The organism is Ornithinibacillus jepli, assembly GCF_047228935.1.
In the GTDB taxonomy this organism is placed as follows: domain Bacteria; phylum Bacillota; class Bacilli; order Bacillales; family Amphibacillaceae; genus Ornithinibacillus.
Map to the genome: position 1 here is coordinate 123,270 of NZ_JBFEGG010000005.1, position 19,483 is coordinate 142,752.

The 19,483-nt window shown below is 36.2% G+C and carries 23 protein-coding genes; 9 read left to right on the forward strand and 14 right to left on the reverse strand.

Features of this window, described 5'->3' with window-relative positions; genetic code table 11:
• The first annotated feature begins 83 nt into the window (after positions 1-83).
• The 5 genes from AB1K81_RS16405 (at position 84) to AB1K81_RS16425 (ending at position 4,974) form a co-directional block, all read left to right on the forward strand.
• Positions 84-1,040 (forward strand): ABC transporter permease, encoded by a 957-nt coding sequence (locus tag AB1K81_RS16405; protein WP_412977758.1) that lies wholly within the window; start codon positions 84-86, stop codon positions 1,038-1,040.
• Positions 1,027-1,983 (forward strand): iron chelate uptake ABC transporter family permease subunit, encoded by a 957-nt coding sequence (locus tag AB1K81_RS16410; protein ID WP_412977759.1) that lies wholly within the window; start codon positions 1,027-1,029, stop codon positions 1,981-1,983. The genes AB1K81_RS16405 and AB1K81_RS16410 overlap by 14 nt, the downstream gene beginning before the upstream one ends.
• Positions 1,980-2,747: an iron ABC transporter ATP-binding protein gene (locus AB1K81_RS16415; RefSeq protein ID WP_412977760.1), complete on the forward strand. Its 768-nt coding sequence runs from the start codon at positions 1,980-1,982 to the stop codon at positions 2,745-2,747. Before AB1K81_RS16410 ends, AB1K81_RS16415 begins: the two co-directional genes overlap by 4 nt.
• A 275-nt stretch (positions 2,748-3,022) precedes the next feature.
• On the forward strand, positions 3,023-4,072 hold the full coding sequence (locus AB1K81_RS16420; RefSeq protein ID WP_412977761.1) for a siderophore ABC transporter substrate-binding protein: 1,050 nt from the start codon (positions 3,023-3,025) through the stop codon (positions 4,070-4,072).
• Positions 4,073-4,287: 215 nt separating this feature from the next.
• A complete protein-coding gene (locus AB1K81_RS16425; RefSeq protein ID WP_412977762.1) occupies positions 4,288-4,974 on the forward strand; it encodes a SurA N-terminal domain-containing protein in 687 nt (228 codons plus the stop codon).
• A 69-nt stretch (positions 4,975-5,043) separates the two neighbouring features.
• Here the strand turns inward: AB1K81_RS16425 and AB1K81_RS16430 are convergent, their stop codons facing one another.
• Genes AB1K81_RS16430 through hisZ form a run of 10 tightly spaced genes read right to left on the reverse strand, consistent with a single transcriptional unit; the run spans position 5,044 to position 13,110 of the window.
• Positions 5,044-5,568, reverse strand: a complete 525-nt coding sequence (locus AB1K81_RS16430) for a P-loop nucleotide/nucleoside kinase family protein (RefSeq protein WP_412977763.1) — start codon at positions 5,566-5,568, stop codon at positions 5,044-5,046.
• Positions 5,569-5,619: 51 nt separating this feature from the next.
• Entirely contained in the window at positions 5,620-6,684 is a 1,065-nt protein-coding gene (gene hisC, locus AB1K81_RS16435) for a histidinol-phosphate transaminase (RefSeq protein WP_412977764.1), read from the reverse strand.
• Position 6,685: 1 nt separating this feature from the next.
• Positions 6,686-7,318 carry a bifunctional phosphoribosyl-AMP cyclohydrolase/phosphoribosyl-ATP diphosphatase HisIE gene (gene hisIE, locus AB1K81_RS16440; RefSeq protein WP_412977765.1) on the reverse strand — a complete coding sequence of 211 codons (633 nt, stop codon included), beginning with the start codon at positions 7,316-7,318 and terminating at the stop codon, positions 6,686-6,688.
• Complete coding sequence (gene hisF / locus AB1K81_RS16445) at positions 7,318-8,082, reverse strand: imidazole glycerol phosphate synthase subunit HisF (RefSeq protein ID WP_412977766.1); 765 nt, start codon at positions 8,080-8,082, stop codon at positions 7,318-7,320. The genes hisIE and hisF overlap by 1 nt, the downstream gene beginning before the upstream one ends.
• On the reverse strand, positions 8,072-8,794 hold the full coding sequence (gene hisA / locus AB1K81_RS16450; protein WP_412977767.1) for a 1-(5-phosphoribosyl)-5-[(5-phosphoribosylamino)methylideneamino]imidazole-4-carboxamide isomerase: 723 nt from the start codon (positions 8,792-8,794) through the stop codon (positions 8,072-8,074). The genes hisF and hisA overlap by 11 nt, the downstream gene beginning before the upstream one ends.
• Positions 8,791-9,396 carry an imidazole glycerol phosphate synthase subunit HisH gene (hisH, locus tag AB1K81_RS16455; RefSeq protein WP_412977768.1) on the reverse strand — a complete coding sequence of 202 codons (606 nt, stop codon included), beginning with the start codon at positions 9,394-9,396 and terminating at the stop codon, positions 8,791-8,793. The genes hisA and hisH overlap by 4 nt, the downstream gene beginning before the upstream one ends.
• A gap of 19 nt (positions 9,397-9,415) precedes the next feature.
• The gene (hisB, locus tag AB1K81_RS16460; RefSeq protein WP_412977769.1) at positions 9,416-10,000 is read right to left on the reverse strand and encodes an imidazoleglycerol-phosphate dehydratase HisB; all 585 of its coding nucleotides are present in this window, start codon (positions 9,998-10,000) and stop codon (positions 9,416-9,418) included.
• Entirely contained in the window at positions 9,997-11,274 is a 1,278-nt protein-coding gene (hisD, locus tag AB1K81_RS16465; RefSeq protein ID WP_412977770.1) for a histidinol dehydrogenase, read from the reverse strand. Before hisD ends, hisB begins: the two co-directional genes overlap by 4 nt.
• The gene (gene hisG, locus AB1K81_RS16470; RefSeq protein ID WP_412977771.1) at positions 11,252-11,896 is read right to left on the reverse strand and encodes an ATP phosphoribosyltransferase; all 645 of its coding nucleotides are present in this window, start codon (positions 11,894-11,896) and stop codon (positions 11,252-11,254) included. The genes hisD and hisG overlap by 23 nt, the downstream gene beginning before the upstream one ends.
• Positions 11,893-13,110: an ATP phosphoribosyltransferase regulatory subunit gene (gene hisZ / locus AB1K81_RS16475; protein ID WP_412977772.1), complete on the reverse strand. Its 1,218-nt coding sequence runs from the start codon at positions 13,108-13,110 to the stop codon at positions 11,893-11,895. The genes hisG and hisZ overlap by 4 nt, the downstream gene beginning before the upstream one ends.
• Positions 13,111-13,227: 117 nt before the next feature.
• On the opposite strand from hisZ, the gene AB1K81_RS16480 reads away from it, so the two are divergent.
• From AB1K81_RS16480 to murB, 3 genes are all read left to right on the forward strand, one after another.
• Complete coding sequence (locus AB1K81_RS16480; protein WP_412977773.1) at positions 13,228-14,019, forward strand: histidinol-phosphatase HisJ family protein; 792 nt, start codon at positions 13,228-13,230, stop codon at positions 14,017-14,019.
• 94 nt (positions 14,020-14,113) lie between these two features.
• Entirely contained in the window at positions 14,114-14,482 is a 369-nt protein-coding gene (locus tag AB1K81_RS16485; RefSeq protein WP_412977774.1) for a YbaN family protein, read from the forward strand.
• 136 nt (positions 14,483-14,618) lie between these two features.
• On the forward strand, positions 14,619-15,533 hold the full coding sequence (gene murB, locus AB1K81_RS16490; RefSeq protein WP_412977782.1) for a UDP-N-acetylmuramate dehydrogenase: 915 nt from the start codon (positions 14,619-14,621) through the stop codon (positions 15,531-15,533).
• A gap of 135 nt (positions 15,534-15,668) precedes the next feature.
• Here murB and ehuA read toward each other — a convergent pair whose 3' ends face one another.
• The 4 genes from ehuA to ehuB all read right to left on the reverse strand — a co-directional run bounded on the left by ehuA (position 15,669) and on the right by ehuB (position 18,802).
• The gene (gene ehuA / locus AB1K81_RS16495) at positions 15,669-16,487 is read right to left on the reverse strand and encodes an ectoine/hydroxyectoine ABC transporter ATP-binding protein EhuA (RefSeq protein WP_412977775.1); all 819 of its coding nucleotides are present in this window, start codon (positions 16,485-16,487) and stop codon (positions 15,669-15,671) included.
• A complete protein-coding gene (ehuD, locus tag AB1K81_RS16500; protein ID WP_412977776.1) occupies positions 16,487-17,200 on the reverse strand; it encodes an ectoine/hydroxyectoine ABC transporter permease subunit EhuD in 714 nt (237 codons plus the stop codon). Before ehuD ends, ehuA begins: the two co-directional genes overlap by 1 nt.
• On the reverse strand, positions 17,197-17,862 hold the full coding sequence (locus tag AB1K81_RS16505; RefSeq protein WP_412977777.1) for an amino acid ABC transporter permease: 666 nt from the start codon (positions 17,860-17,862) through the stop codon (positions 17,197-17,199). The genes ehuD and AB1K81_RS16505 overlap by 4 nt, the downstream gene beginning before the upstream one ends.
• Positions 17,863-17,941: 79 nt before the next feature.
• A complete protein-coding gene (ehuB, locus tag AB1K81_RS16510) occupies positions 17,942-18,802 on the reverse strand; it encodes an ectoine/hydroxyectoine ABC transporter substrate-binding protein EhuB (protein WP_412977778.1) in 861 nt (286 codons plus the stop codon).
• 410 nt (positions 18,803-19,212) lie between these two features.
• On the opposite strand from ehuB, the gene ytzI reads away from it, so the two are divergent.
• Entirely contained in the window at positions 19,213-19,386 is a 174-nt protein-coding gene (ytzI, locus tag AB1K81_RS16515) for a YtzI protein (RefSeq protein ID WP_412977779.1), read from the forward strand.
• The last annotated feature ends 97 nt before the right edge of the window (positions 19,387-19,483 follow it).

Consider the following 19,483-nt stretch of genomic DNA (forward strand, 5'->3'; position numbering starts at 1 on the left):
CTAACTATATAATAAAATTGTACTTAGAATGATAATCATTTTCAATTAACATTCTAAGAATAAACCAGTTATGAGGATTACATATGAAATTATGGATGTTAATTATAGTAGGTATAGTCCTGTCTATTATTTCGTTATTTATAGGAGCTATTGATATAAGTTTACGTGATTTGCTAGATTTTGAGTCTGATAAGGTACAAATATTTCTCGTTAGTAGAGTACCACGTTTAATGGCGATTATCTTGGCTGGAGCTGGAATGAGTATTGCTGGATTAATTATGCAAAGCTTAAGCCGTAATAAATTCGTTTCCCCTACGACTGCAGGAACATTAGATGCTGCTAAGTTAGGTATAATGATTTCCATGTTGTTCTTAACGAATGTTACGTATACACAGCAAGTAATGTTCAGTTTTGCGTTTGCACTTGCAGGTACTTTTATTTTTATGCAAATTTTAGATCGTATCAAATTTAAAGACGTTATTTTCGTTCCGTTAATCGGAATTATGTATGGAAACATTTTGTCATCCATTACAACATTTTTTGGGTATGAGGCAGATATCCTCCAAAATATTTCTTCGTGGTTAATGGGTAGTTTTACACTAATTATCTCTGGTCGATACGAACTGCTATATATAAGTGTGCCGGCTATTATACTCGCTTACCTTTATGCGAATAAGTTTACGGTAGCTGGTATGGGAGAGGATTTTGCTAAAAATTTAGGGCTAAGCTATAAGGTTGTACTAAATATTGGGCTAGTTCTAGTTGCCATCATTTCTACATCTGTCGTACTAACTGTCGGTGTTATACCGTTTCTAGGTCTTATTGTTCCAAATATCGTATCACTTTATATGGGTGACAATTTACGAAAAACGATTCCACATACTATGGCACTTGGGGTTGTCTTCTTATTAATATGTGACATTATTGGACGCATCATTATTCACCCGTATGAGATACCTGTAAACGTAACCGTAGCGGTAATTGGAAGTGCGATCTTCTTAATGATGTTATTTAGGGGGAGAGCATATGCGAAAAAATAGTTGGAAGTTAATTGTTTTACTAGTTTTAGCCATTATTTGTGTATTACTTTATGCTTTTTATGATATTAAAGGTGGCTTTGATTATGCCTTTCCGAGGCGTATGATAAAAATTGCGGCTATGGTTGTGACGGGAATTGCAATCTCATATGCTACGGTTGTGTTCCAAACGATAACGCAAAATCGTATCTTGACTCCATCTGTAATGGGAATGGATTCGATGTATGGAGTAGTCCAAACATTGATTTACTTCTTTGCGGGATCGATGTCGGTATGGGTGGTTAACAAATATTTAAACTTTGGCGCAGCGATTTTAGCGATGGTTTTATTTGCACTAATTCTATATCGCTTCCTATTCCGTTCAGATAAGCATCCTATTTATCTACTACTATTAATCGGTATGATAATAGGGACACTATTAGGTAGTTTTGTAACATTCTTACAAGTGTTAATTGATCCAGTTGAATATTTAAGTTTACAGTCAATGTTATTTGCTAGTTTTACAAAAGTTAAAGCAGAGCTGTTATATATTGCTATTGTCATATTAATCACGTCGTTTATTTATGGATTCCGTATGATGAGTAAGCTCGATGTTATGTCACTTGGTCGCGAAAATGCAATGAACCTTGGAATAAATTATGACCGAATGGTAATGAATATTTTAATTTTATCATCAGTACTAATTGCGACTTCGACTGCATTGGTTGGTCCTATTACATTTTTTGGATTAATTGTAGCAAACTTATCCTATCAATTTTTAGTGACTTATAAACACTCTATATTGATTCTAGGTGCAAGCTTAATTAGTATTATCGCTTTAGTTGGAGGGCAATTCCTCGTAGAACATATTCTTGAATTACGAACAACACTAAGCGTTATTATTAATTTTATTGGTGGTATTTACTTCATTTACTTATTACTAAAAGAAAGTAGGTCTGCAAAATGATTAATATAAAAGAATTGACGAAGCGATATGGGAAGAAAAATGTCATAGAAAAAGTTTCACTCACGATTGAACCTGGAACTATTACTTCCTTTATTGGACCGAATGGTGCAGGTAAATCAACATTATTATCCATGGTCAGTCGTCTATTAGAAGCAGATACAGGTGAAGTATTATTAGACCAAAATAATGTGAAAAAGTGGAAGTCCGATGAATTTGCGAAACGTGTATCGATTTTAAAGCAATCTAACTTTATGAATGTACGTTTAACAGTCCGAGAATTAATCTCATTCGGTCGTTATCCTTATTCTAAAGGTCGTCTTACAGAAATGGATGAGAAATATGTGGACCAAGCAATTGAATATATGAACTTAGGTGATATGCAGGATCAATTTATTGATGAGTTATCAGGAGGGCAGAAACAACGTGCATTTATCGCGATGGTTATTGCCCAAGATACAGATTATATATTACTGGATGAGCCATTGAACAACTTAGATATGAAACATTCGGTTCAAATTATGAAGATATTGCGTAAGCTTGTAGATGAGCTTGGTAAAACAGTTGTAATTGTATTGCATGATATTAATTTTGCATCTGTTTATTCGGATCGTATTGTTGCTTTGAAGGATGGAAAACTGGTGAAAAATGGTCCTACAAGCGAAATTATTAATTCTGCTTCTCTTCGTGATATATATGATATGGATATTCCGGTTCAAGTACAGGATGGCTGCCGTATTTGTGTATACTTTAATTCCCATGCATAGGTATTATAGAAAAGTAAAGGACGTCTTAAACAAAAAGCTCGTATAAAGCAATGTTTGTTTAAGGCGTTTTTTTTTGCAAGGAACAAAATCTGGAGTATTAAATGATTGGCGAGCTAGCTCATTAAGTGTTTTATGCATTTATAAGGAATTTAAATAATTAGAAAAATATTTCATTTTTATATTGACGAAAGGCGAATTGCCACTTATAATGAGAATTGTTATCAATGATAATGATTCTCATTATTAATAAATTTACATAAAGGGGAAGAAGTAAAATGAAAAACTGGAAATTTCTCAGTATCATGTTTATCATACTTATTTTTGTTCTTGCAGCATGTGGAGGGAATGACGAGTCATCTAATGATGAAGCAGCAAATGCTAATGAACAAACAGGTAATAACGAAGCAAGTGAAGGGGATACAGAAGATGCGAGTTCTATATATCCTTTGACAGTTTCTCCTACCGTTGGTTCAAGTGAAAGTAGAGATGGAAGTGAATCCTATACTTTTGAGGATGTAACATTTGATTCCATGCCTAAAAATATTGTCGTGTTTGACTATGGTTTCTTAGATACATTAGATGCACTTGGAGTGGAAGGAATCGTTGGGGTTGCAAAAGACTCTTCATTACCGGAACACCTTGAGAAATTTTCAAGTGACGAGTATGCAAGTATTGGTACATTAAAGGAACCGTTGCTTGAAGATATCGCAGCTTTAGAACCAGATGTTATCTTTATATCTGGTCGTCAAGCAGCATACTATGATCAATTAAAAGAGATTACACCAAACGTAGTATTCGTTGGAACACAAGAAGATGACTACTGGAACACGTTTATGGCTTCAGTAGATATCGCAGCTAAAATGTTTGGAAAAGAAGCAGAAGCTGAAGAATATCTTGCTAAGTTTGATGCATCTTTAGAAGAAATTAAGAATTTAGCTGGAAATTATGAAAGCAGTTTAGTAACCATGTACAACGAAGGTAATTTATCTGGTTTTTCTACCAACTCTCGTTTTGGATATGTCTTTGATGTATATGGATTCCAACCGGTGACAGAAGATATCGAATCTTCATCACATGGTTCAAACTTTGGATTTGAAGCAATTCTAGAATTTAATCCAGAAGTATTATTTGTAATTGACCGTACTGCTGCTATTGGTGGGGAGTCAAATATTGATAAAGATATGGAAAACGATATTATTAAACAAACCACTGCATTCCAAAATGATCGAATTATATACCTAGATGGTCCATTATGGTATTTAAGTGGTGGCGGGTTACAATCTGAACTTGCTAAAATTGATGAAATTCTTGCTGAATTAAAGTAGAACAATCAGGCCTTTTAAAAGCTCTCACAAGTTAGTGGAAAACTGACTTTCTGAGAGCTTTTTTTCTTGCTATTTAACTTCTCAAGGTATGATAAATGTTATAAGTGTAATCCTAGAATGGAGTAGACAGTTGATTATGAAATATCCCACTTTCTTGCATTAGACGCCTAAAATGTGATTGAATAGAACTACAACTTTAAGAAATGAGGTATAGCATGAAAAAATTATTAAGCTTCATAATGTTGGGTTTAATTGCTTTATTAGTTGCATGTGGAGATGATAAAGAAGACAAAGCACAAGAGACGATACAACCTCAAGATATTAAGATGGAAGAAGACGAGAAAGTGGCTGATGACGAAATTGTTATTAGCATTAATGATACAGAAATAGATGGCAAGCGTTATAACACAGTTTATTTGCAAACGAAAATTCGTGCAAGTCAATATGGACAAGATATTGAGGATAAGGAAAACTTAAAAGAAATCACGCTAAATGAAATTATTGCACAAGAGTTAATAAAGCAAGATGCAGAAAAACAAGGTGTTAAAGTTTCTGAGGAAGAAGTACAAGAAGAGTTCGATACATTAAAAGAAGAGAATGCAGACCAATTTGACTCATACTTGGAAACATACTCTATTACAGAGGAATTACTAAAAGAACAAATTCGTTTTTCACAAACGTTAAGTAAGTATACAGAAGAACAAATTGAGATTGAAGATGTTACAGAAGATGACATTAAAGAAACGTATGAACAATTAAAGAAAGAGAATGAAAACATCATGTCATTTGAAGAGGCTGAGCCTATTATTAAGCAGCAACTTACTCAGCAACGTGAAGCAAATGCCCTTCAGGTGAAGGTTGAGGAACTGATGAAAGAAGCGGATATTAAGAAAAATATTTAATATCTAATTAACACTGGTTACATACTATGAAAGCTTGGGGGACCCCAAGCTTTTTCTACTTCTTTATCTTTAATGCTGCTCTTTAACAATTTCTCCCTCCTGTGAAGGTGGTTCGAAACCATTTAAGAAAGATGTTAGTATATCTTCAGTAATAGGAAAAGCTGCATTTGCGTCAAATCTTTTACTCCGTACGTCTAACCGTTTGCGCAGTACTTCTGGGCTAGCCTTCATATAAATCAATTTCCATTCACCGCCAGCATTTTCGATGAGTTGTTTATAATTGTCTCGCTTCGCCTTTTGCCAAAAACTAAAATCGATTACGACCTTTCGTTTCTCATGAATAAGACTAATCAGTTGATTTCGAAGCTTGTCTTCAGCCTCCATTTTATATTCTTCATATTTCTTAGGATGATAGTCTATTCCATAACGTCCATGATCCTTCCAAATCTCTTCATCAATGGAGAGGCGAATAAATCCTTCTTTTTCTAATTGTTGTGCGAAAGTAGTTTTACCTGAACCTGCAATCCCGCACATCAAGATAATTAAAGGAGTTTGCGTCTTTTGTTTTATTATTTCTTTCATATTTTCACTCATCTTAAGCCCTCTTTGGTTCTTTAATTTACAAGTATTGTATCACAGTAACTCTCAACCGGAATCTACAATATTTATTAATTTGTCTATTAAAAATTCCATATCTTGAGGAGTTCCAATTGTTAATCTAATAAAGTTCTCAATTGGTTTCTTCGCGAAATGCCTTACTAAAATTCCGTTTTCTTTAAGCTTTACATACAATTGCTCGCCGGAAATACGTTGGTGGGAGATAAATACAAAATTGGCTTGTGATGGTAATACTTGAAATCCGAGCTTAACTAACTCAGTTGAAACCCAATTGCGAGTTTTAATTACTTTATCGGTAATTTCGTCATAATAGTTAGTAGCATCTATAGCTGCGATTGCACCTCTCATTGCAAGACGGTCAATTGTATAGGAGTTAAAGGAGTTTTTAATTTTTTCTAACCCCTCGATTAACTCATGATTCCCAATAGCAAAGCCTACCCTTAACCCTGCGAGCGATTTAGACTTCGATGTTGTTTGAATCACGAGTAAATTCGGGTATTTGTGTATAAGCTGCACAGCCGATTCTTTTGCAAAATCAATATATGCTTCATCAATGATAACGATTTTTTCACTATTGTGGACAAGGATTTCCTCTACCTGGTCTAAAGGCAACAGTATACCTGTCGGTGCATTGGGATTAGGGAAGATCACACCACCTTTAGAATGATGGAAGGAGCTTGTGTTTAATGTAAAGTCTTTGTTTAGCTCGACCTCTTCATAAGGTATGTTGAAAAGTTTGGCATAGGCTGTGTAAAAGCTATACGTTATATTAGGGAATAGTATTTTTTTACCAGGTTCGAAAAAGGCCATGAATGAAAAGGCAAGTACCTCATCCGAACCATTCCCAACAAATATATTTTCTTTATTTACATTATTTAATTGCGCAATTCTTTCCTTTAAATCATCAACAGTCGGAGATGGATAGAGCCTTAATGAATCACCAAGTTCATCTTGTATTGCTTTAATAACAGACTCAGCTGGTGGATAAGGATTTTCATTCGTATTTAGTTTGATCATCTTTGTATGATATACTTGTTCTCCTGGTACATAAGGGTCAGTACGATTAACCATGGAACTCCAATATTTGCTCATATTATTTCCCCGCTTTTGAGAGATGTCTTCTTGTTAGCTCTTCTTTAATATCAGTTACTGTGATTCCCATTAATTCCATCAAAACTAGCACATGATAGGTAAGGTCAGATATTTCCCAGATTGTTTCTTTGTTATCAAGATTTTTTGCACCGATGATGACTTCACTAGTTTCTTCTCCAACTTTTTTAAGAATTTTATCCATACCTTCTCGGAATAGGTATGAAGTATAGGAATCATCTGATGACTCCATTTTTCTATTTTTGATTATTGCTGTTATATCATGAATGATAGAATAAGAAGATTCCTTTTCTTGGTATAAGGTATTGTGGAAGCAAGTTTGCTCTCCAGTATGGCAAGCAGGTCCGAGTGGTTCTACTTTAATCAAGAGACTATCAGCGTCACAATCGTATTGAATTTGCTGAACGATTTGTTTATTACCCGACGTAGCTCCTTTATTCCAGAGTTCTTTTCTACTTCTAGAGTAAAACCATGTTTCTTTCGTCTCAATTGTTCTTCTTAAAGATTGTTGATTCATATAGGCTAACATTAAGACTTCGCCTGTCGATTGGTCCTGAATGATAGCGGGTATTAAACGACTGTTTGAAAATAGCTTCTGTTCATCTAAATTGTCCATTAAGAAACACTCCTTATAGGGATGTTTTGTTGTGCTAGATAGTTTTTTAGTACAGGTATTCTGATCAGGTCATAGTGGAAGACGGAAGCAGCAAGTGCAGCATCAGCGATATTATTGTCTAACACTTGTTGAAAATGTAAGAGACTTCCTGCACCGCCGCTAGCAACAATCGGGATATTTACTCTCTCAGCAATTGCTTTAGTAAGAGAAAGGTTGTAACCATTTTTTACACCGTCTACATCAATCGAGTTAATCACAAGTTCGCCTGCACCAAGCTGCTCCCCTCTAACTGCCCAATCAATTGCATCTAATCCTGTATTTTTCCTACCTCCATTTTGAAATACGTGCCATTTTCCAGGCTCTATTTCCTTTGCGTCGACGGATAATACAATACACTGCGTACCGAACTTTGTGGCTGCCTCTTCAATTAGAGTCGGATTTGTAATGGCGGCACTATTGATGGAAACTTTGTCCGCTCCAGAATGAAGTAATCGGTATATATCAGCAACCGTCCGAATTCCTCCACCAACCATAAATGGAATGTTGATGTTGGTAGCTACTTTCTCAACTATATCTAAAAAGATGTTTCTTTCTTCGTTTGATGCGGTAATATCATAAAATACGAGTTCGTCTGCACCTTCTTTGTTGTAGCGGATTGCTAATTCTACCGGGTCAGCCACATCTTGTATATTTTGAAATTTCGTCCCCTTCACAACTCTTCCTTTGTCCACATCAAGGCAAGGTATAATTCGTTTAGCCAACATCTTGCGTAACCTCCAGAAGTTCTGTTAGATCAATACTATTGTCATATAACGCTTTTCCAATAATGGCACCATATAGTTTCATTTCTTTAAGCTTCTTTACATCTTCTAAAGTCGTAATTCCTCCTGAAGCAATTACTTGAATAGAAGTAGCGTTTTGGATCACTTGTAGTTCCTTGAAATTTGGACCTTGTAACATACCATCCTTCAAAATATCCGTATAAATAATCTTCTGTACACCAATTTCCTCTAACTGTTTTAATAGGTCTATTGCTAATACATTACTTACCTTAAGCCATCCATCTGTAGCGACTAATCCGTTTCGAGCATCGATGGAAACAGCAATTTTTTCTTTGAAACGATTAACTGCCAAATTAAGAAGGCGAGGGTTTTTCATTGCTGACGTTCCGAGAATGACACGCTCAACGCCAATCGATAAATAATCTTCTATCTGCTCTATGCTTCGAACTCCACCTCCGACTTGGATTGGAATGTCCGTTTTTATAGCAATCTCTTTAATCATGTCTCGGTTACTGGACTTCCCAGTCTTTGCACCATCTAAGTCCACAACATGTAAAGCGTCCGCGCCACGGGAGACCCATCTTTCGGCAATGTTTATAGGAGAGTCACCGTATATCTTTCCTTTAGCATAATCACCCTGTATAAGTCGAACACATTTGCCATTTAAAATATCAATCGCGGGAAAAAGAATCATAGGTACATCTCCTTAAAATTTGTTAAAAGCTGTATTCCAATATCGCTACTCTTCTCAGGATGAAATTGCATCCCAATAATGTTATTTTTTTGTACAAGTACAGGTATTTCCGTTCCATAAGAACAGTTAGCGATTACGTCATTTCCATCCACTTTATTTGCGTAATAAGAATGGACGAAATATACAAGCGGTTCAACTGGAAGGTTAGCCGTAATATCATTTTCTTGTATTACATTTAGGGAATTCCATCCCATATGAGGTACTTTAACTGTTGAAGGAATTCGTTCGATTTGTCCCGTTAATAATCCAAGACCTTCTGAGTGTCCACCTTCCTTACTAGATTGATAGAATAGTTGCATCCCTAAGCAAATACCAAGAATAGGCTTCCCATTAGTCACCTCTTGTTTAATAATTTCGTCAAGACCTGCATCCCTTAACTCGCGCATTGCATCTTGAAAAGAACCTACTCCAGGCAGAATAATCGCTTTACTTTCTTTAATGAGCGTCTTATCTTGGGTTAATGTATTCGATATGTTTAGTTTAGATAATGTAAATTGAAGACTTTTAATGTTTCCTGCTCCATAATCAATAATGGCAATCATTTTTCCCAATCTCCTTTTATTAAAGCGACCCTTTAGTAGAAGGGACCCCGACAATTCTCGGATTTTTACAGCTAGCGAAATCCAGTGCTCGGCCAAACCCTTTGAATATGGATTCAATAATATGGTGACTATTCCTTCCGTAAGACAAATTGATATGTAGATTAATCTGCGATTGATTTACGAAAGCCTGGAAGAATTCCTCGATAAGCTCCGTATCAAAGTTACCAACCTTGTCCTTTACTCCTTCCACATGGTAAACCAAGTAAGGTCTCCCACTAATGTCTACTGTTACAATTGATAATGCTTCATCCATTGGTGTTGTAATGGAAGCATAGCGGTTGATGCCTTCCTTATTTCCGATACATTCGTTAAATGCCTTTCCTAATACAATTCCAATATCCTCCACGGTATGGTGTTGATCAACGTCTAAATCACCATGACATGTAAGAGATAAATCAAATAGTCCATGCTTAGCAAAAAGGGTAAGCATATGATCGAAAAAACCAACACCCGTTTGAATAGTAGAGGCACCACTTCCATCTAAGGAGAAATCCAATTGAATAGAAGTTTCCATCGTTTTGCGGATTAATGATGTTTGTCTCATGAGATTCCTCCCTTTCGTATTAATATCGATTTGGCATGGGCTTCGAGTCCTTCAGTCATAGCTAAGCAATCAATAGAATCAGCCACTTTTAGTAATTCCTGTTTGGAATAGTTGATAATACTGGATCGCTTGATAAAGTCATATACGCCTAATGGAGAGGAGAACTTCGCTGTTCCATTAGTTGGTAGTGTGTGATTAGGTCCTGCAAGATAGTCTCCTAGTGGTTCAGGAGAAAACGATCCTAAGAATATTGCACCAGCATGTTTTACTAGGGATAGTTTTTCTGATGGGCTTGAAACCATTAGTTGTAAATGTTCTGGCGCTATTTTATTTGCTAGATCAAATGCTTGTTTTTCGGAGTCAGCAAGAATGATCACTCCATTTTTTTGGATAGATGCTTGTGCAATTTTTTTTCGATTCAAACGAATTAGCTGCTTTTCAACTTCTGAAGCGATTTTTTCTGCTATTACGGAGTTAGTCGTAATACAAATGGCTTTAGCTTCCTCATCATGCTCTGCCTGAGATAATAAGTCAGCAGCAACAAAAGCGGGATCAGCAGATTCATCTGCAATAATACAGATTTCACTTGGTCCAGCAATCATATCTATGGCAACATCACCATAAACCCATTTTTTAGCGCTTGCCACATAAGCATTCCCAGGTCCTACAATTTTATGGACCCTTTCAACCGTCTCGGTACCAAAGGTGAGAGCAGCGATGGCTTGTGCACCACCCATTTTATAAATTCGATTAACCTCTAGCATGGAGGCTGCTACTAAAACATATGGATTAATCGTTCCATCTAACCTTGGGGGAGTGGCTATACTAATTGACTCCACCCCAGCAATCTTCGCTGGTATAACATTCATTAAGACGGTAGATGGGTAATTTGCTTTTCCACCTGGAACATAGACACCTACTTTCTCGATTGGTGTTATCATTTGTCCAAGAGTGACGCCGTCTTTTGGATTTATAAACCAGGATGTTTCCTTCTGGTTCTGGTGAAAAGCTTCAATATTCTCTGCTGCTATACGGATGGACTCTATGAAACTTTTAGCCACTAAAGATTTTGCCTTTTCAATTTCTGCATTAGAGACGATAAAATTATCGATTACTGCACCATCAAATTTTTCGGTAAGTTCTTTTAATGCCTTATCTCTCTCTGTTCTAACTTTTTCTATAATAGATTTAACTGTCATGTCTAGTTCTTCATGCTGTGTCTGTTTTTGGTTATCGATACTATATGAAAATTCATTTGCTGATAAAATTTTCATCTTGATCCTCCAATGCATCTTGTATTTGTCGGATAAATGCTGTTATTTTGGTTGTTTTCGTTGCAAAACTTGCTTTATTCGTAATGAGTCTAGTGCTAATTTCCTCTAGTTCTTCAAGGACAATTAACCCATTCTCTTTAAGCGTCCTACCTGTTTCAACAATGTCAACGATGACATCAGCCATTCCAATGAGAGGGGCTAGTTCAACCGAGCCGTTTAGCTTAATAATTTCAGCTTGTATCCCCATTTTGCTGAAGTGAGCTTCCGCGATATGAGGATATTTTGATGCTACGACTAGTCGCTTTTTTTCAAGTACTTGCCGTTCTTTTCCCGCAATGACGAACTGACATTTTCCTTCCATTAAATCTAACATCTCATAGACATCCGCAGCAGTTTCTAATATATTATCCTTCCCGACAATTCCGAGATCTGCAGCTCCTTTTTCTACATAGGTTGGTACATCTACCGCTTTGACAAAAATCAGTTGAATTTGTTCGGTAGAATCATAGAATACGAGCTTTCTACTACTCTCGTGGAAGTCTTCAAAATAATATCCGGCTTTTTGCAGTAATTGAATTGTTCCGTTGACCGTTCTCCCTTTTGCTAATGCTAAGGTAATCATGAATGCCCCTCCTTAAGAGATTGCAATAATATTGGAAGTTCATCTTGGTCGATAAAAGGATAGTTCATTCCTTGATAAAAGACGGTGTTGTCTGAGGCTGTAATGGATACGAGAAAAGAATTGCTATCTATTTCTGATGAACTAGATAGGATAGTTCGATAGTTTAGATTTCTTAACTTCCTTGTAAGTTTTAAAGCCTCGGCTAAATAATCTTGTTCATATTGGATATAAATTTGTTCTAATAATTTTGGTGGGTATTGTTTGACAGAAAGTAGTGCTTCAACATCATAGGCAAAACCTATCGCTGGTATAGGCCTTGCAAATTGTTTGGCGAGATTATCATACCTGCCACCAAATAGGATAGGCTTTCCAACATTCTCAATAAATCCTTGGAAAATAATATCAGAGTAATAACCCATATGACTAATAAGCCCTAAGTCGATTACGAAATAATCGCCAACACCATATAGTGTTAACATGTTGTACACTTCTTTTAGCCTGATCAGTGCATTCGTCATCTTTTTCGTTAATGATAGCGATATAGCCTGATCTAATATTTCTTCTGGTTTGCCATAAAGAAGTGGAATGGTGAGTAGAGACTGTTTAATAGCAGGTTCGATATCCAGTTTGAGTAAAAATTCCTCTAATCCAGTTACATTTTTAGAAATGATGAGTTGCTTGAATTGACCTTCCTCATCTTTAGGTAGGGACAAGATATCTAATATTTCTTTAACCACTCCAGCATGACCAATTTCGATTTTGAAGTTAGTAAACTTTAAATCTAGTAAACAATCAATTGCTAGTGAAATGACTTCCATATCAGCTTCTACATTAGGGTTTCCTAGTAGCTCAACCCCAGCCTGTGTTTTAACATAGCCATCATTCGATTGAAATGAGCTTCTATAAACATCGAGTACGTATGAATAACGCAATTCCTTTTTCTGTTTGGTATATTGTGTAGCGATTAATTGGGTAATGGGAATTGTTACATCAGGTCGTAATACAAGGACTTTTCCCTCTGGGGAAATGAGCTTAATCATGTCATCTAGTTGAATAGTACCTTGAACAGATGAATAGAGATCATAAGTTTCAAAGATTGGTGTTTTAATTTGGTTAAAGCCGTATGTATCAAAACGTTTCTTTAATAGTTGGATTAATGAATGACTAGCATAATAGTCATTTTCGACGGCTAAAGATTTTTGATAAGGTTCCATAACAGACTCCTTTTTCTACTACTTTATTAATTTATCACTTTATCACTTTAACAAACTAAAGTTATATAGTATTCTAAAAGGTAAGGAACCAAAAGTCAATAGTTGGAGGGGAAATTTATGTTTGATTACCATATTCATAGTGATTTTTCAGCAGATTGTAAAACGCCGATGGAATTAACGATTCAAAAGGGCATTGAAATTGGTCTTGAGGAAATTTGTTTTACCGAACATATTGATTATGATTATCCAGATCCATCCATTATCTTTGAGTTTGATTTAGAGGCGTACAACCGTGAAATAAAACGAGTACAAAAAAAGTATCAGAATCAGATCCGTATAAAAAAGGGAATAGAAATCGGGGTAGAGCCTCATTTACTTGAGCGGTATAAGAAGTTGATGAGGAATGAAAACTTTGATTTTGTTATTTGTTCGATGCATACCTCAGACCGAACCGATTTGCATTCAGGGGAATTCTTTGAAAATAGAACAGTGGAAGAAGCTTATGCAACTTATTACAGAGAATTATTGTACTGTGTGAAGGAATTTGAAGATTTCTCTGTGCTAGGTCATCTAGACCTAGTGAAACGGTACAAGCGTGGAAGTAAGTATGATTTTCATGAAGTAATTACCGAAATTTTAAAGGTTGTTATTGAAAAGGGAAAGGGAATAGAGTTAAATACATCAGGGTTTCGTTATGGTTTAAATAGTGCAATGCCTAGTACAGATATTCTACAGTTATATCGTAATTTAGGAGGGAAGATTATTACGATTGGCTCCGATTCTCATATAGCAGAAACAGTTGGATTTGAATTTAGAACATCTCTAGAATTATTAGGGTCACTAGGATTTAACTATATTGCAACCTATGAGAACGGGGAGCCAAGCTTTCATTATCTGGGTCAGCTGTGAAAACTGTCACATAATGTTTCTATATAGCTGGCAAAATACGCGGAGTTTGGAGATATGATGAAAGTGTTAAATATATAACTAAGGTGTTAAACATATGATAAAACGAATATTTCTTCTAGGTGTCGGTTTAATATCTTTAGGATTAGCTATTATCGGTATTATTTTACCATTAATCCCAACAACTCCGTTATTGCTTCTTGCCGCTACATGCTTTATACGAAGCTCGGATCGGTTATATAAATGGTTAATCACACATAAGTACCTCGGCCCATATATTAAAAATTATCGAGAGGGAAAAGGTATTCCTTTAACTGCTAAGATAGTCAGTGTAATGTTACTTTGGACTTCTATTCTCTTTACTATTTTCTTTGACATTCCACTTATTGCAGTAAAGATTCTTCTAGCTGGAACTGCCGCTTACTTCACGTGGTTTATTTTTAAACAAAAAACGTTGGCTAATTAGTTGGTATTTCGCTACCTTATAGGGCATATAAAGAAATAGTGTATCTGCAATTGAGTGGCATGAAAACAAAAAATAACTTACAATGAAACAGATGAACTTTTTTATTGGACTTTGATTAAAGGAATGATTTCGAGTGATGAATCATCAAGTATATGAAAAACTAATTAATATAACATCCGAGAAAAATGTATTGGTTAATGAGCCTTTAAAAAACCATACTTATACTCGTCTAGGTGGAGCGGCTGATTTTCTAGTTACACCAGAAACATATGAAGAAGTAAGACAGATTGTTAAGTTAGCAAACAAGGAAGAGGTACCATTTACACTTCTTGGAAATGGTTCTAATTTAATCGTAAAAGATGGCGGTATCCGAGGAATCGTCATGAATTTATATAAACTAAATGAGATTAAGACAGTTGGTACGAAGGTGATTGCACAAAGCGGTGCACGGATAATTGATACATCTAGAGAAGCGCTAAACCAACAGTTAACCGGTTTAGAATTTGCATGTGGTATCCCAGGTTCGGTTGGTGGAGCATTATATATGAACGCAGGTGCGTATGGTGGCGAGATTAAAGACTGCTTGGAAAGCACTTTGGTAGTAGATCGTAATGGTGAGTTACTAACTTTACGTGCAGAAGAGTTAGATTTAGAATATCGTACGAGTAATATTCCTGCTAAAGGCTATATTGTGTTAGAAGCTACCTTTGCATTAAAGGCTGGCAACTATGAAGAGATTAAAGCGGTAATGGATGATTTAACCTTTAAGCGCGAGTCAAAACAACCTCTTGAATATCCGTCCTGTGGAAGTGTTTTTAAACGCCCGCCAGGATACTTTGCAGGTAAGTTAATTCAAGACAGTGGACTTCAAGGGACACAAATTGGTGGCGCGCAAGTTTCATTAAAACATGCCGGCTTTATCGTGAATAAAGATAATGCAACTGCAGATGAATATATTCGCTTAATTCGTCATGTTCAAGCAACCGTAAAAGAAAAATTTGGTGTAAGCTTAGAGCGTGAAGTACGAATTATCGGGGAAGACCTAGAATAAAAAGAGCTGTACGTGATAGACACACGTACAGCTCTTATGTTGTTCGGGTAATTTTCCAAGAACTTCGAGTCGGAATTTAAAAACTTCCAGTTAAATTTCGGAAACTTCGGGTCAAATTGAAAAATCTTCGGGTATTTAGCTTCTAAAGCGATGCAAGAATTGTTGCAAGCGCTCATTATTAGATTCTTCCAGTACTTCGCCAGGGGTGCCTTGTTCTGCGATAACCCCGTTATCTAAGAAAATAACGCGATCTGCGACATCTAGGGCAAAATCCATCTCATGTGTGACAAGAACCATTGCCATTTCGCCTTCCTTAGCAATATCTCGGATAACCTCTAACACTTCACCGACTAATTCTGGATCTAATGCAGAAGTTACTTCATCAAATAGCATGATTTTCGGTCGCATCACTAAAGCGCGAGCCATGGCTACACGTTGCTTTTGACCACCGGATAGCTGACTTGGATAATTATCTAATTTATCACCAAGTCCAACTTTTTCTAGCATTTCAATGGAACGTTTTCTAGCAGTTTCTTTGTCTTCCTTTTTTACATGAATTGGTGCAGTCATACAGTTTTGTAAAATCGTCATATGCGGGAAAAGATTAAAGTGTTGAAACACCATGCCAATATCCCCACGAACTTCTCTTAAATGCTTTTCATTTGCGGGAACTAGTTTCCCTTTTTTTTCCATATGCCAAAGATTCTTACCATCAAAAATGATTTCCCCAGATGTTGGTTGCTCAAGTGTCATAAGCATTCGGATAATTGTTGTTTTACCAGATCCACTAGGGCCAATTAGGGCTACTTTTTCACCAGGATATATATTTAAATCTAGTCCTTTTAGTACTTCAACATCACCAAAGGATTTATGAACATTTTTATACTCTACAATTGGCTTTGTACTAGCCGGAAAGGTTAATGGACTTTCACTTTCTTTTACAGAATCAACCATTACATTACCGCTCCTTTATTTTCTTGAAGCGCAGCTTTTTTATCAAAGCGGCGGTTCATCTTCTTCTCTAATTTATTAATTAAAATTGCAGAAGGATAGCTTAACACCAAGAATATAAGTGCTACTATCGTATAGGCCTCTAGCATACGGAAGTTATCCGTACCATATGTTTGTGCTAAAGCTAAAATTCCTACTACCCCAATTGTTGATGCTAGTGGAACCTCTTTGAACATAATAATGAGGTAGTTTCCAATCATCGGAATGGTAGGTGGGATTGCTTGTGGAAGAATGATTTTTGTCCACTTTTGTCTCGTTGAGAAATTAAGAGCAGTTGAGGCTTCCCACTGTCCTTTGTTAACACCTTCTATTCCTGAACGATATACTTCACCAATATACGTACTGAAATGAATTCCTAAGCCGATTATAGCACTCTCAAATGAAGAGAGCGAGACCCCAATTCCGGGTACCATTGGCCACGCATAATAGATAAAGAATAACTGGATTAACGGTGGGGTAGAACGAATAAATTCCATCGTCCATGTGACAAGCCAGTTAAGTGGTTTGTATTTAATTCTTCTTAAAAAGACCCAAACAAATCCAAAGATTAAAGCAAAGAAAAAACATGCAAATGTTAATCCTATTGTAACCCCTATTCCTTGTAAGATAAAAGGAAAGGCGTCAAAAAACATATCCCATTTCCAATTTATATTCATCCGCTAGCCACTCCTCTCTTCGAAATCTCTTCACCCTTACGTGTAAGGAAGATTAGTGGCAATGCCATGATAAAGTAGAACAGTAATAACAATAAGTAAACGGTAGGTGCTGCAGATAAATCGGTGCTTCTAAGAATGTTTCCGTGATATAAAATATCGGTCATACCTATAAGTGAAACTAGTGATGTGGCTTTTAACATTTGAATAAGATAGTTTCCGAATTCAGGAAGCATCATGCGAAGTGCTTGAGGGAAAATAACTAATCTCATTCGTTGCGTACGAGATAAGTTAAGTGCGACAGATGCTTCAGTTTGCCCTTTATCAACCGCTAAAATAGATCCACGAACGATTTCGGACATGTATGCACCATAGTTTAACGAAATCGCCAATACTCCAGCCATAAGCCTATTATCAATTCCAACGTCAAATAGCATTGGAATAGCATAATATAGCCAAAATAATTGCACGATCAATGAGGTACCGCGAAAAATTTCTACATAAAAGCTAGTGATCCCACGAACGACTAGATTGTTAGATAATCGGCATAGGCCAGCAAGGAAGGCAAATAAATATCCGAATATCACGGATAGAATAAAGACAGTTATCGTAATATTTATCCCCTTCATCAAAACAGGGAAAACTTCTATTATTGCATTAATCATAATCACTCCTTATAAAAAAACTCCACAGGGACTGACCCCCGAGTGGGGAATACCCTATGGAGTCTTGTTGAATCATGAATTAAACTTCACCGTTGCATACCTTTTCAGTTGTAATATCTTCTGGTACCATGTTCATTTGTTCACTGAATCCATTCTTTTCTAATAATTCAGCAACCGTACCATCGGCTTTTAAATCAGCAAGAACTTCATTATATGCTTTTACTAATTCCTCATCTTCTAAACTAAATGCGGCAGCACCATAGCTCGGTACACCTTCCACATCTGGTTGTTCAAAGGTTTCAACAAATAAAAGTTCATCTGTATCAGCTGAAGCTAATGCTTCTTTAATGGTCATTTCCGTTCCTGTAGTGGCATCAGCACGTCCAGACTGAACAGCAGCAATGGAGGCTGGAATGTCCGGTACTGAAAGAATTTGACTCTCATCAACACCTGCATCTTTTAGAAAATCATTTTCAGTTGCACCTTGCATGACAGCTACTATAGCATCTGGATTACTGGCAATATCCTCATAGCTTTCTAGATTAAGAGGATTCCCGTGTTGTACAATTAATCCTTCCCCATACATCATTTCTGGTTCTCCAAATGCTACATTTTCACAACGGTCAGGCTTGATAGCCATGCCAGCTGTAATAACATCAAACTGACCTGCATTTAACCCAGAGATTAATTGTCCGAATTCTAGTAGCTCAGAATCTACTTCATCTACTCCAAGCTCTGCAAATACAGCTTTCGCAATGTCAACAGCAGCACCTTTTAGTTCGCCATTTTCCTCATATGCGTATGGCTTTTCATTGGCAAATCCAATCGTCACCTTACCTTCGTCTTGAAGCTTGGCCAATTTGTCCTCTTCTTCAGATTCACATGCTGCTAAAAAAGCAATGGTAAAAAACAGGATAGAAGCGAATAATAATTTCTTCATATAATGATAAAACCTCCTATAAAATTAATACTCTAACTAACTTAAGTTAGATGTATTGTTAACTGGATAAAATGTTTCAATAGATAGTAACTGAAGGGGAATATGTACTGAGAAACCTAAAGTTTACGAAAGGTAATAAGGGAAATCCTAAAGTAAACAGTTACAGTTAACATGTTATCGATTATTGGATGCCGACTCAAACGGGGTATATTTTGATAATTTGAAATTATATGGTATAGAATGGGGAGAAATTGGTACAACTCATTTATTCGTAAAGATGCTAGATAATGTTGGATTATCCTAAAGAATCCTTAAAATTCGACAGGAACGTCATGAATTTGTACCTAGCTATTCAATAATCTGTGTTAGAATAGAAACTAACAGACAAGTGGAAAGGGAGCGGCTATATCATGATTTGGGTTGTTGCGATTATATGTATCATCATAACTGCTATTGTTTTGTATTTATCACTTCTAACACTTGATAAAGGATATGGATATAAGCATACAGTTGATCCACTTCCTACGAATGTTGAGGAAGAAACGAAGAGTAATAATGAGGAATCGCCTTCAAATAATGTGTAACTGATAGAATAAATACAAATAATGAGGCTGAGACAAAAGTTTTTTAGTCAAACGAATAACCGAATGTAGTGCACCTACGACGCACCGGAAATATACT